We start from the raw sequence: 13063 nt of genomic DNA, 5'->3' as shown, positions 1-13063 counted from the left end.
CGGGTGAGAAGCCTTATGTCAGGGCTCTGCGCAGCTCAGGGGCCGTGGAACCGGCCGGCCCGCGGGCGGCCCAGGCGTGGCGGCGCGGCTCATGGATCCAGGATCGTCAGGCCGCGCGCCGGCCACCGGCCCGCCGATTCCAGCCGCCGGCAGACGGCCAGCATCGCCCCCGCGCAGGCCACGGCGGCGCCCACGGCATAGGACTGCGCGGCCCAGTACGCGGCCTCGTCGCGGGCCGGCACCGTGGCGGCGCCGTGGTACCGCAGGGTGAAGGCGGCGCCGACGGCGAGGGCGGCGGTGGCGACGCAGACCAGGAAGATGTACATCAGGCGCGGCCCGAGCCTGCTGCGCACCCGCGAGCGGGTCGGCAGCACCAGGCCGAGCTGCGCGACCGCGGCCAGGCCGGCCAGGCCGACGGCGAGCGCCAGCAGGTCGGCGGCGACGGCGTCGGAGAGCCGGTGCCAGTGCGCGGCCACGGTCGCCGCCCCGGAGACGGCGGCGCCGGGCAGGGCGAGCAGTGTGACCGGGACGTACCAGCGGCGGCTGACGACGATGAGGGCGGCGAAGAACAGCCCCATCGCCGCGGCGGTGTGGCCGGAGGGCAGGGTGTTCGGGGCCTGCGACGCCGCGTGGGCGGCCCCGCCGGCCGGGCCGAGCTGCGGCCGGCCCGGCAGCGCGCCCTTCAGCAGCCGGGCCCCGACGACGGCGCCGGCGGCGGTCAGCACCCCGCACAGCGCCAGCAGCCGACGGCGGCGGACCAGGCCGACCGCGGCGATCACGGCCAGCGACAGCGCGAAGCTCTCGGCGGTGATCCGGTTGAGCCACCGGTCGGCGTCCCCGTACCAGGTGCCGCCGCGGTGCTGCCGGGCCCCGGCCAGCGCGGAGTCCTCGAAGCCCGGCCCCCAGCGGGTCCGGACGGCGAGCAGGTAGACGACGAACACACCGGCGAACGCCACCGCCGCGACGGCGAGCAGCCGGGCGCACAGCTCGCGGCGCGAGCCGACGGTCGTGGTACGGCGGTCGACGGCGAGGGCCGGTTGGTAGAGCATGCGGTGGGGGTACCCGGTGCGGCGGGGCGGGTCGCCGGGGTTGGGCTGAATTGGTGACCGACGACGAGGGGCGGGGGTGGCACGGAACCATGGGGACGGAGCCCGGAACGGGGACGGAGCCGGGACGGGGATACATAGGGTCGACGCGGACCGATGGAAAGCCGGCGCGGAGGAATCCACGCGCGACAGGACCCGGTGACAGATCGCAGCGTCCGGACGGGACGCCTCCGCCGACCGCCGCCGGCTATCGCCTGCTGCTGGTCCTGATGGGGGCGGCGGTGCCGTTCGTGGTGGTGTTCGGGAGCGAGTTCCTCGTCGGCCTGCGGCAGACGCCGGACGTGCGGGACGGCTACCGGCCGAGTTGGAGCCTCGCCTGCGCGATCGCCGCCGTCTCGGCCGGCGTCTTCTACGGCGCTCTCGTCGCCGCCCGACGAAGCCCGGGCCGCGGCATCGCCAAGGCCCGTCGTCGGCAGGGTTATCGGAGACAGTACGACGCCCAGGCCGAGGCCTACTGGGAGGACCTGCGCACCAGGTACTTCGGCCCGAAGCGGGTGCCCTTGGCGTTCGTGGTGACCCCCGCGCTGTGGCTGCTCCCGATCACCTTCACGGCCAGCGACCTGGGGCCGCCGGACCCGGTGACCGGCCAGGCCCCGGTCTACGTCGGCAACCTGGTGGCGGGGTTCGCGCTGGCGGTGGCGCCCGTGCTGGTGTGGTCGCTCGCCGGACGCACGGTCACGGCGATGTGCCTCGGCGCGTGGTCGGCGTACGCGGGCTGGACCGAGGCCGGACATCCGTTCGCCGGCGGGGTCGCCGGGTTCGTGGGGCTCGCGGCGACGCTCGTCGTGCTGGTGGCGACGGTCGTGGTGCGCAGGCGGCGGCCGGCGAGGTCCTGAGGCCTGAGCCCCGGGGCCCTCGGCCCAGCCCTCAGCTCAGCCTCAGCCCAGCCCTCAGCCCAGCCCTCGGCTCAGCCCTCGGCGCCCCGGGCCTGCGCCGCCTCGTAGGCCGCGTAAGCCGCGGCCTTCTCCTCGTCGATCTTCCGGCCGGCCTTCAACGCCCAGTACCAGAGCACGGCGAAGAAGCCGCCGATGAAGAACATGTCGACGATCACGAACCCGCCGACGACCAGCGCGACCTGGAGCACCCAACCGATCTGGTAGGCCCACGCCTTGCGCAGCATGCCGCACAGCAGCACCGCGAGGACCATGGCCGGACCGCAGACGGCCCACACCGTGCCCGCGCTCAGATCCGAGAGCTTCATCGCCACCAGGGCGAAGAACAGGATCACCAGGACCTCGAAGCTCAGCACCGAGGTCGCCATCCGTCGGACCATCACCGGTCGTCACCGCCGTACTCGTCGTACTCGTCATAACCGCCGGACCGGTCGCCGGACCGGTCGCCGTAGTCCTCGCCGGACCCGTCGCCGCGCCCGCCGCCGCGCTCCCCGAACAGGTCGAGGTCGCGGTCGTCGAAGTCCTCCTTCTCGGCGTCCTCGAACTGGACGTCCTCGAAGGTGTGCCGGTCCTCGACCCGCTCGCCGCGGTCCCGCACCAGCAGGGTACGCGCCTCCCCGGCGGTCACCACCGACCCGGTCACGATGACCCCGGCGCCGCCGCTGGTCCCGGCCGGCACGGCCGCCTCGGCCAGGCCCAGGGCCAGGTCGATGGCGTCGTCCAGGCGGCGGGCCTCGTGGACCCGCTCGGCCCCGAAGATCTCGGCCGCGATCTGGGCCAGCTCGCCGGCCGGCAGCGCGCGCTCGGAGGCGTTCTGGGTGATCACCACCTCGCTCAGCACCGGCTCCAGCGCCTCCAGGATCCCGGCGACGTCCTTGTCCCGCAGCGCGCCGACCACGCCGACCAGGTGGTCGAAGGTGAAGTCGTCGGCCAGGGCCTGCGCGGTGACCCGGGCGCCGGCCGGGTTGTGGGTGGCGTCGACGATGACCGTCGGGCCGCGCCGCACCACTTCGAGGCGGCCCGGGGAGGTGACCTTCCCGAACGCCTCCCGGACCACGTCCGGATCCAGCGACGCGCCGCCGCGCCCGGCGCCGAGGAACGCCTCGACGGCGGCCAGGGCGGTGGCGGCGTTGTGCGCCATGTGCGCGCCGTACAGCGGCAGGTAGACCTCGGAGTACTCGCCGGCCAGGCCGCGCAGGGTCAACAGCTGCCCGCCGAGCGCCTGCTGCCGGTCCAGCACGCCGTACTCCAGGCCTTCGCGGGCCACGGTGGCGTTCATCTCCGAGGCCCGGCGCAGAATCACCTCGGCCGCCTCGATCGGCTGCTGGGCCATGACGACCAGCGCGTTCTCCTTGATGATCCCGGCCTTCTCGGAGGCGATCTGCGCCGGGTTGTCGCCGAGGATGTGCGCGTGGTCGACGTCGATCGGGGTGATCACCGCGACCTGGCCGTCGGCCACGTTGGTGCAGTCCCAGGTGCCGCCCAGGCCCACCTCCAGCACCGCGACGTCCACCGGGGCGTCGGCGAAGGCCGCGAAGGCCATGCCGACGATCACCTCGAAGAAGGACATCGGGAACTCCTGCGAGCCGTCCACCATGTCGACGTACGGCCGCAGGTCCTCGTAGACCTCGACGAAGCGCCGGACCGGCAGCGGCGCCCCGTCCAGGGTGATGCGCTCGGTCATCGACTCCAGATGCGGCGAGGTGAACCGCCCGGTGCGCAGGTTGAGCTCGCGCAGCAGGGTCTCGATCATCCGCGCGGTGGTCGTCTTGCCGTTGGTCCCGGTCAGGTGGACCACCGGATACGCCCGCTGCGGGTCGCCCAGCAGCTCGGTCAGGGCCCGGATCCGCGCCAGCGTCGGATCCATCTTGCTCTCGGGCCAGCGCTCCAGGAGCTCGCGTTCGACTTCCTCGAACTGCTCCTGGAGCTCCGGGTCGATGTTCGCCATGGACTGATGGTTCCTTATCGCAGTCGGTCAGGCGGACGGCAGGGCGTCGAGCTGGGCGCCCAGGCGCGCGATGTCGCCCTCGGCGTCGGCCAACCGCTTGCGGATCTTGTCGACCACGGCGTCCGGCGCCTTGGCCAGGAAATCGGCGTTGCCCAGCTTGGCGTTCGCCTGCTCGACCTCCTTGCGCGCGGTGGCCAGGTCCTTCTCCAGCCGCTTGCGCTCGGCGGCGACGTCGATCGCGCCGGAGGTGTCGAGCTCGATGGTGCCGCCGGTCAGGGTCAGGGTGGCGGTGGCCGCGAAGGCGTCCGAGGGCTCGGTGAGCCGGTTCAGCATCCTGATCGCGGCCTCGTGCCCGGCCAGCTTCGGGTCGGTCAGCGCCAGCCGCGCCGTCACCTTCTGCGTCGGCTTCACACCCTGGTCGGCCCGGAACCGGCGGATCTCGGTCACCACCTCCTGGAGCGCCTCGACCGAGGCCTGCGCGGCCTGGTCGATCCGGGCGGGGTCGGCGATCGGCCACTCGGCGATCACGATCGACTCGCGGCCGGTGAGCGCCGTCCACAGCGTCTCGGTCACGTAGGGCACGACCGGGTGCAGCAGGCGCAGGGTCACGTCCAGGACGTGGCCGAGCACCGCGCGCGCGGTCTGCGCGTCCGGGTCGTCGGCCGCGGCGCCCACCGGGAGGCGCAGCTTGGACAGCTCGATGTACCAGTCGAAGACCTCGTCCCACGCGAAGTGGTAGAGCGCCTCCATGGCCTTGGCGAACTGGAAGTCCTCGTAGAGGGCGTCCACCTCGGCCACCACCTCGTTGAGGCGGGACAGGATCCAGCGGTCCTCGGTGGTGAGCCGCTCGGTCGGCACCGCCTCGGGCACGTACGCGCCGTTCATCAGCGCGAACCGGGTGGCGTTCCACACCTTGTTGGCGAAGTTCCGGGCGCCGCCGATCCAGTCCTCGGCGATCGCCTGGTCGGTGCCGGGGTTGGCGCCGCGCAGCAGGCCGAAGCGCACCGCGTCGGAGCCGTACTTGTCCATCCACTCCAGCGGGTCGACCACGTTGCCCTTGGACTTGGACATCTTCTTGCCGAACTGGTCGCGCACCAGACCGGAGAGCACCACCTTGTCGAAGGGCTGCACCCCGTCCATGGCGTACAGGCCGAACATCATCATCCGGGCCACCCAGAAGAAGATGATGTCGTAGCCGGTGTGCAGCACCGCGGTCGGATAGAACTTCCGCAGGTCGGCGGTCTGCTCCGGCCAGCCCAGGGTGGAGAACGGCCACAGGCCCGAGGAGAACCAGGTGTCGAGCACGTCGGTGTCCTGGTGCCAGCCCTCGCCGGCCGGCGGCTGTTCGTCCGGGCCCACGCACACCACCTCGCCGGCCGGGCCGTACCAGATCGGGATCCGGTGGCCCCACCACAGCTGGCGGGAGATCGTCCAGTCGTGCATGTTGTCGACCCAGGCGAAGTAGCGCGGCTCCATCTCCTTGGGATGGATCCGCACCCGGCCGTCGCGCACCGCGTCGCCGGCCGCCCGGGCCAGCGACTCCACCTTCACCCACCACTGCAGGGACAGGCGCGGCTCCACCACGGTCTCGCAGCGCGAGCAGTGGCCCACCGGGCGCAGCAGCTGCTTCTGGCCGACGATCCGGCCCTGCTCGCGCAGCGCGGCCACCACGGCCGGGCGGGCCTCGAAGCGGTCCATGCCCAGGAACGGGCCGTGCACGGTGATCCGCGCGTGCTCGTCCAGGATGCTCGGCATCGGCAGGTTGTGGCGGCGGCCGATCTCGAAGTCGTTCGGGTCGTGGGCCGGCGTCACCTTCACGGCGCCGGTGCCGAACTCCGGGTCCACGTGCTCGTCGGCGACGATCGGGATGCGGCGCCCGGTCAGCGGCAGCTCCACCTCGCGGCCCACCAGGTGCCGGTAGCGCTCGTCGTCCGGGTGCACGGCCACCGCGGTGTCGCCGAGCATGGTCTCCGCGCGCGAGGTCGCCACCACGATCGAGTCCTCACCCTCGCCGTAGCGAATGGACACCAACTCGCCGGGCTCGTCGAAGTGGTCCACCTCGATGTCGGACAGCGCGGTCAGACAGCGCGGGCACCAGTTGATGATGCGCTCGGCGCGGTAGATCAGGCCGTCGTCGTACATCTTCTTGAACATTGTCTGCACCGCCTGGGACAGACCCTCGTCCATGGTGAACCGCTCGCGCGACCAGTCCACGGAGATGCCCAGCCGCCGCTGCTGGCCCAGGATCCGGCCGCCGTACTCGGCCTTCCAGTCCCACACCTTGCGCACGAAGGCCTCCCGGCCCAGGTCGTGCCGCGACAGGCCGTCCTTGGCCAGCTCCCGCTCCACCACGTTCTGGGTGGCGATGCCGGCGTGGTCCATGCCCGGCAGGTACAGCGTCTCGTAGCCCTGCATCCGCTTGCGGCGGATGATCGCGTCCTGGATCGACTGGTTGAGCGCGTGGCCCACGTGCAGCGAACCGGTCACGTTCGGCGGCGGGATCACGATGGTGAACGGCTCCTTGTCGGAGGCCGCGTCGGCGGTGAAGTAACCGTTCTTTACCCACCGCTCGTACAGCTCGCCCTCTACCTCTACCGGCGCGTAAGCGGTCGGCAGAGTGGTGGCGGCGCTGTCGGCAGCGCCCTGGGCGGCTGGATCGGTGGTTTCATTCACGCTCCAAGCTTAATGGTGCCCAGGTCGCGATTCCGCCGAGTATCCCGCAGTGCGGTCACAACGCCAGACGCAGGCTCAGCGCGACTTCCAAGTCGCGCATCGCGGCCCGGGTCAGGGTGGTGATTCGGTTGCCTCGCCGCCCCGCACCGGATCCAGGCCGACCCAGGAAGCGTCGCCCACCCGTCTCTGCTAAGAGATCCCGTCGCCGGTCACGGCGTCCCACAGCTCCGCGTCCCCGGATGCCTCCCACTCGTCGAACGCGGCGGCGTAGTCATCGGACAGCCGCAGCGAACGAACCAGTTCGATGGCCGCGTGGACTGCCGCTGAGCGGGAGCTCTCGTTCAGCCCGTCCAAGAAGGCCACGTCCTCGTCCGGCAGGGAGATGCGCAACTTCGTCGTCACCCGACAATTCTACCCAGATAAGAAATTCTCCTCGCCAAGTAGCACCCGAAACGCCGACAGCGGCGGCCCGCCGAAGCGAACCGCCGCTGTCCCGCTGTCCCGCTGACCGGCGATCGGACGGCTACGCCGACCGCTCCCGGCGCTCGTTGAGGTTCTGCTGGGTCCCGGTCCGGCGGAACTGCTGGTCCCGCGGCACCAGCGTGGGCAGCACGTGCTCGCGCACCACCTCGCCGGTGATCACCACGGTGCCGACGTCGGAGTGGCTGGGGACCTCGTACATCACGGACATCAGCACCTCCTCCATGATCGCGCGCAGGCCGCGGGCGCCGGTGCCGCGCAGGATCGCCTGGTCGGCGATGGCCTCCACGGCGTCGTCCTCGAAGACCAGCTCCACGCCGTCGAGCTCCATCAGGCGCTGGTACTGCTTGATCAGCGCGTTGCGCGGCTCGACCAGGATCCGTACCAGGGCGGCGCGGTCCAGCTTGTGGACCGAGGTGACGACCGGGAGCCGGCCCACGAACTCCGGGATCATGCCGTACTTCAGCAGGTCCTCGGGCAGCACGTCGGCGAAGACGTCGGTGGTGTCGATGTCGTAGCGGGAGCGCAGCTGCGCGGTGAAGCCCATGCCGCGCTTGTTCACCCGGGAGTCCACGATCTTGTCCAGGCCCTCGAAGGCGCCGGCCACGATGAACAGCACGTTGGTGGTGTCGATCTGCAGGAACTCCTGGTGCGGGTGCTTGCGGCCGCCCTGCGGCGGCACCGAGGACACCGTGCCCTCCAGGATCTTCAGCAACGCCTGCTGCACGCCCTCGCCGGAGACGTCGCGGGTGATCGACGGGTTCTCGGCCTTGCGGGCGATCTTGTCGATCTCGTCGATGTAGATGATCCCGGTCTCGGCCTTCTTGATGTCGTAGTCGGCCGCCTGGATCAGCTTGAGCAGGATGTTCTCGACGTCCTCGCCGACGTAGCCGGCCTCGGTCAGCGCCGTGGCGTCGGCGATCGCGAACGGGACGTTGAGCATCCGGGCCAGCGTCTGCGCCAGGTAGGTCTTGCCGCAGCCGGTCGGGCCCAGCAGCAGGATGTTGGACTTGGCCAGTTCGATCTGCTCGCCCCGGCGGCCGCCGCGCTCCCGCTGGTAGTCCCCGGCCTGGACCCGCTTGTAGTGGTTGTAGACCGCCACCGACAAGCTCTTTTTGGCGTTCTCCTGCCCGATCACGTACTCGTCGAGGAAGTCGTAGATCTCCTTGGGCTTGGGCAGTTCGGCCAGGCCCCGGGCCGCGGCGGGCTCGCCGGGCTCCTCCTCGATGATCTCGTTGCACAGATCGATGCACTCGTCGCAGATGTACACGCCAGGCCCTGCGATGAGCTTCTTGACCTGCTTCTGGCTTTTGCCACAGAAACTGCACTTCAGCAGGTCGGCGTTGTCGATGCGTGCCACGGTGGAGCTTCTCCTTCGTGAAGATCCCGGTGCTTGACCAACCACGGCGCGCCTGTCGGCGCGCTTCGTAGTCTGTCCCCCAAGACGGTACCGCTCATACCCCCGGCAAGGCGTGATGCGCGTCGATCACATCGTCGAGAACATCCCCGAACGGATCGGCGAGCATCAGCCGTGGCATCGAATGATAATCCGACACCACGGCCCGCGGCGGGTCACCCCGCCGAATTCCCCTCCCCGCCTTGAGCCTTCAGTGCGTGGCGAGCGTCTCGGTGCGGGTGGTCAGCACCTGGTCGATGATCCCGTACTCCTTGGCCTCGTCGGCCGAGAGGATCTTGTCCCGGTCGATGTCCCGGTGCACGTCCTCCAGCTGCCGGCCGGAGTGCTTGGCCAGCATCTGCTCCATCACGCTGCGCATCCGCAGGATCTCGTTGGCCTGGATCTCCAGGTCCGACAGGTCGCCGCGGCCGCCCTCGCTCCAGGGCTGGTGGATCAGGATCCGGGCGTTGGGCAGCGCCAGGCGCTTGCCCGGGGTGCCGGCGGCCAGCAGCACGGCGGCGGCCGAGGCGGCCTGGCCCATGCACACCGTCTGGATGTCCGGCTTGACCCACTGCATGGTGTCGTAGATGGCGGTGAGCGCCGTGAACGACCCGCCGGGGCTGTTGATGTAGATGGAGATGTCCCGGTCCGGGTCCATCGACTCCAGGGTGATCAGCTGGGCCATCACGTCGTTGGCCGAGGCGTCGTCGATCTGCACGCCGAGGAAGATGATCCGCTCGTCGAACAGCTTCGAGTACGGGTCCCACTCGCGGAAGCCGTAGCTGGTGCGCTCGCTGAACTTGGGGACGATGTAGCGGGCGTCGTGCTCCGGCCCGCGGTACAGCATGTCGTTCATATCAGGGTCCTCCGGAAGGGGGCGGCCAGGGGGGAATCGGGTGCCGGTGCGCACGCCGGGGTCAGGACCCGGCGGTGCCGCCGCCACCGGGGACGTCCGTGGCGTGCGTCATGATGTCGTCGATCAGGCCGTACTCCTTGGCCTCCGCGGCGCTGAACCAGGTGTCGCGGTCGGAGTCCTTCTCGATCTTGTCCAGCGACTGCCCGGTGTGCCGGGCGGTGAGCTCGGCCATCCGCGCCTTGCTGCGCAGCAGCCGCTCGGCCTGGATCCGGATGTCCGCCGCCGACCCGCCGATCCCGGCCGAGCCCTGGTGCAGCAGGATCTCGGTGTTCGGCAGCGCGAAGCGCTTGCCGGGGGTGCCGGCGGTGAGCAGGAACTGGCCCATGGAGGCCGCCATGCCCATGCCCACGGTCACGATGTCGTTCGGGATGTACATCATCGTGTCGTAGATCGCCAGGCCCGCCGAGACCGAGCCGCCGGGGCTGTTGATGTAGAAGTAGATGTCCTTCTCGCTGTCCTCGGCCGTGAGCAGCAGCAGCTGGGCGCACAGCGAGTTGGCGATGTCGTCGTCGACCTGGGTCCCCAGGAAGATGATCCGGTTGCGCAGCAGCCGGTTGTAGACCTGGTCGCTCAGGCCGAGCGGGCTGTCCACACCCGCGCGGGCCGTCGGGGTCAGCGGCGTCGTCATAGGTTCACCCTGCCTGGTTCGTCGGAAGCCGGAATGCTCGGACCGCCGATGACGGGCCCTGTGGGGGGTGTGATCGCCAGGTCCTAGGACGACCCTAACGCCCCGGTCCCCTGCCACGTCGGCGGCCCGGCCCTTGTTCGCTGACGGCATACGCCAAAGCCCTGCCGGACAGCGGGCAGGGCTTTAGTCGTACCGGAGCGCCGGTCTCAGGGGCCTGGCGCCGGGCCGGACGGCCGGCTCGCGGCGCGGCCCGGGGCCGGTCGGGAGCCGGCCGCGGGCCCGTCGCGGGCCGGTGGCGCGGAGCTCGTCGCAGGGCCGGCGCGCGGGCGCCAGCCGCGCGGCGGTCAGTCGTGCTTGTGGCCGTAGTGCTCGTCGCCGGGCGTGCGGCCATGGCTGTCCGGGTTCTCGCCGTCGGTGTCCTCGACGTCGGGCTCGTTGAGCTTCTTGACGTCGACCTCGTTGCCCGAGGCGTCCTTGACGGTCGCGGCCTCCAGCACCAGGTTCAGCGCCTTGCCGCGGCGGACCTCGCCGACCAGGGCCGGGATCTGGCCGGCCTGGGAGATCTGCTGGGCGAACTCGTCCGGGCGCATGCCGGCCTGCGACGCGCGCTGGATGAGGTGGTTGGTCAGCTCGCCCTCGGTGACCGAGATCTCCTTGTCGTTGGCCAGCTTGTCCAGGATGAACTGGGCCTTGACCCCGTCCCGGACCTCGGCGTCGAGCTCGGCGGTGTACTCGTCCTCGGTCTTCTCCTGGAGCTTGAAGAAGCCCTCGCGGGTCATGCCGCCCATGGCGATCTGCCGGTCCAGGGCCTCGTTGCGCCAGGCCAGCTCGGACTCCACGACCGACTTCGGCAGCGGGATGTCCACGCGCTCCAGCAGGACCTCCAGCACCTTGTCCCGGGCCGCGGCGACCTGCTCGAACTGCTCGGAGCGCTCCAGCGTCTCGCGGACGTTGGACCGGAACTCCTCGATGGTGTCGAACTCGCTGGCCAGCTGGGCGAACTCGTCGTCCAGGGCCGGCAGCTCGCGCTCCTTGACCGCGGTGACGGTGACCTCGATGGTGGCGTCCTCGCCGGCGTGCGAGCCGCCGAGCAGCTTGGAGGTGAAGGAGGCGGTCTCGCCGGCCTTCTTGCCGATGATCGCCTCGTCGGTGCCCTCGACCAGCTGGGTGGAGCCGACCTCGTAGCTCATGCCCTTGGCGGTGCCGTCCTCCAGCACCTCGCCGTCGATCGAGGCGGCCAGGTCCAGCGTCACGAAGTCGCCGTCCTGCACCTCGCGCTCGACCTCCTTCAGCGAGCCGAAGCGCTTGCGGATCAGGTCGATGCGCTCGTCCACGGCCTCGTCGGCCACGGCGGCGTCGTCGACCTCGACCTCGATGTCCTCGAAGGCCGGGACCTCGAAGTCCGGGCGCACGTCCACCTCGGCGGTGAACTTCAGCGTCTGGCCCGGCTCCAGCTCGGTCAGGTCCACGTCGGGCTGCCCGACGACCTCGATCTTGTGCTCCTCGACCGCCTGGCCGTAGAACTGCGGCAGGGAGGAGTTGACCGCCTCCTCCAGCGCGGCGCCGCGGCCGAAGCGCTGGTCGATGACCGCGGCCGGGACCTTGCCCTTGCGGAAGCCCGGGATCGAGACCTGCTCGGCGATCTTCTTGTACGCCGCGTCGAGGCTCGGCTTGAGCTCCTCGTACGGGACCTCAACGGTGAGCCGGACCCGAGTGGGGTCCAGGGTCTCGACAGCGCTCTTCACTGCTGCTCTCCTTGCGGCGCTGCCGGCGCCGGCAGCCTCGAGTCATGGCGCGACGTCGCGCGTGGACGGGATACGAAGCCCCATCGTAACCCGGAGTGCCGCCCCTGAAGGAAACGGTCCCCGAACTCGCTACAGCTCTCGTTGGTAGCAGAAGGAAGTCGGGTCCTCGGCGTACGCGCCGAAACAGGGGATGCCGGTGTATCCGGAGCGCTCGTAGAAGCGGATGGCGGCGGCCTGCTTGGGACCGGTCTCCAGCCGCAGCGTGCGCCAGCCCCGGGCGACGGCCGCGGCCTCCAGCGCCGCCAGTACGGCTCCGGAGACCCCGCGACCGCGCCAGTCCGGCACGACGTACATCCGCTTCAGCTCCGCGGCGCCGGGCTCCAGCGGCCGCAGCCCGCCACAGCCAACCGCCCGACCCTCGGCGCGCGCGACCAGGAAGAAGGCGATGTCGGAAGCCGACGGCGCCACGCCCGGTTCGCTGCCCTGCCCGTACATGCCGTCGATCTCGGCCCGCTGCGCGGCCCGCAGCGCTGCGGCCTCGGGATCGTCCCAGGGGACTTCCCCGACCACGATGTCCGAGGTGATCATGTCGTCCAGTGTGCCGCCGGCATGTGTCCGCGGTGTTTCGAGTGTTTCGATCAGTTCAGCTGTCCTGATCAGTTCAGCAGGGACTGCACTGTCATGATCGGCATCATCGCCAGCAGCACCGTCCCCAGCAGCCCCAGGAACACGAACACCATGGCGTTGAAACCGCTCAGCGGCCCCACCGCGAAATCCGCCTCGGCCAGCGGATAGCGGACGTCGACCGTGTCGCCGACGGCCAGTGCGCGGCTGGAGGCGTCACCGTGACGGTGGGTGACGCCGTCGGGCGTCGCGTATTCGAAGACCGGATATGTGAACTCGCTGTTGTGGAAGGAGATGACGGCGGCCACGGTCGCCGTCGCGCGCCCGGCGCCCCGTCGCAGCCGCCAGCGCAGGCCGAGAGCTCGCAGGTAGTCGGTCCGCAGCGCGGCGGCGGCCAGGCCGGCACCGAACGCGGTGGTGAAGGCGCCGATCACGACATCGGCGTAGCCGGTGTTCCGGTCCCAGGCGGTCCGGGTGATCACGACCGCTTCCACCAGGTACAGAAGGACGACGACCAGCAGGAACCGGCTGCTCCTGGCCATCGCCGACCACTTCCCGGCCATCCGCGGTCCTCCCCTTGCCTCGGCCCGTGATGCGGCGAGGAGCCCGAGCCCCTCGCCGCACCACGCTCACACGTCCGTGGCGGAGATGGTA

At 70.7% G+C, this 13063-nt stretch carries 12 protein-coding genes; 1 reads left to right on the top strand and 11 read right to left on the bottom strand.

The window, feature by feature from the left end; all coding sequences use genetic code 11:
- Positions 1–89: 89 nt before the first annotated feature.
- Positions 90–1049 (bottom strand): phosphatase PAP2 family protein, encoded by a 960-nt coding sequence (locus tag ABD481_RS05835; protein ID WP_344664481.1) that lies wholly within the window; start codon positions 1047–1049, stop codon positions 90–92.
- Positions 1050–1315: 266 nt separating this feature from the next.
- Between ABD481_RS05835 and ABD481_RS05830 the strand changes: the two genes are divergently transcribed.
- Entirely contained in the window at positions 1316–1942 is a 627-nt protein-coding gene (locus ABD481_RS05830) for a hypothetical protein (protein WP_344664480.1), read from the top strand.
- 71 nt (positions 1943–2013) lie between these two features.
- On the opposite strand, the gene ABD481_RS05825 is transcribed toward ABD481_RS05830, so the two are convergent.
- From ABD481_RS05825 to ABD481_RS05780, 10 genes are all read right to left on the bottom strand, one after another.
- The gene (locus tag ABD481_RS05825; protein WP_344664479.1) at positions 2014–2367 is read right to left on the bottom strand and encodes a DUF4233 domain-containing protein; all 354 of its coding nucleotides are present in this window, start codon (positions 2365–2367) and stop codon (positions 2014–2016) included.
- Between the two features lie 11 nt (positions 2368–2378).
- Positions 2379–3947 (bottom strand): bifunctional tetrahydrofolate synthase/dihydrofolate synthase, encoded by a 1569-nt coding sequence (gene folC / locus ABD481_RS05820; RefSeq protein WP_344664478.1) that lies wholly within the window; start codon positions 3945–3947, stop codon positions 2379–2381.
- Positions 3948–3974: 27 nt separating this feature from the next.
- Positions 3975–6620, bottom strand: coding sequence for a valine--tRNA ligase (locus ABD481_RS05815; protein ID WP_344664477.1), 2646 nt, complete (start codon positions 6618–6620; stop codon positions 3975–3977).
- A 189-nt stretch (positions 6621–6809) separates the two neighbouring features.
- A complete protein-coding gene (locus ABD481_RS05810) occupies positions 6810–7022 on the bottom strand; it encodes an antitoxin (protein ID WP_344664476.1) in 213 nt (70 codons plus the stop codon).
- Positions 7023–7143: 121 nt separating this feature from the next.
- Positions 7144–8460, bottom strand: coding sequence for an ATP-dependent Clp protease ATP-binding subunit ClpX (gene clpX / locus ABD481_RS05805; protein WP_344664475.1), 1317 nt, complete (start codon positions 8458–8460; stop codon positions 7144–7146).
- 247 nt (positions 8461–8707) lie between these two features.
- On the bottom strand, positions 8708–9352 hold the full coding sequence (locus tag ABD481_RS05800) for an ATP-dependent Clp protease proteolytic subunit (RefSeq protein WP_344664474.1): 645 nt from the start codon (positions 9350–9352) through the stop codon (positions 8708–8710).
- Between the two features lie 61 nt (positions 9353–9413).
- Positions 9414–10040, bottom strand: a complete 627-nt coding sequence (locus ABD481_RS05795) for an ATP-dependent Clp protease proteolytic subunit (RefSeq protein WP_344664473.1) — start codon at positions 10038–10040, stop codon at positions 9414–9416.
- A gap of 344 nt (positions 10041–10384) precedes the next feature.
- A complete protein-coding gene (tig, locus tag ABD481_RS05790) occupies positions 10385–11785 on the bottom strand; it encodes a trigger factor (protein WP_344664472.1) in 1401 nt (466 codons plus the stop codon).
- A gap of 129 nt (positions 11786–11914) precedes the next feature.
- On the bottom strand, positions 11915–12373 hold the full coding sequence (locus ABD481_RS05785; protein ID WP_344664471.1) for a GNAT family N-acetyltransferase: 459 nt from the start codon (positions 12371–12373) through the stop codon (positions 11915–11917).
- A 68-nt stretch (positions 12374–12441) separates the two neighbouring features.
- A complete protein-coding gene (locus ABD481_RS05780) occupies positions 12442–12972 on the bottom strand; it encodes a DUF3592 domain-containing protein (RefSeq protein WP_344664470.1) in 531 nt (176 codons plus the stop codon).
- Positions 12973–13063 lie beyond the last annotated feature (91 nt).

The organism is Catenulispora yoronensis (assembly GCF_039531695.1).
Classification (GTDB): domain Bacteria; phylum Actinomycetota; class Actinomycetes; order Streptomycetales; family Catenulisporaceae; genus Catenulispora; species Catenulispora yoronensis.
This window is presented reverse-complemented; position numbering and strand designations above follow the sequence as displayed.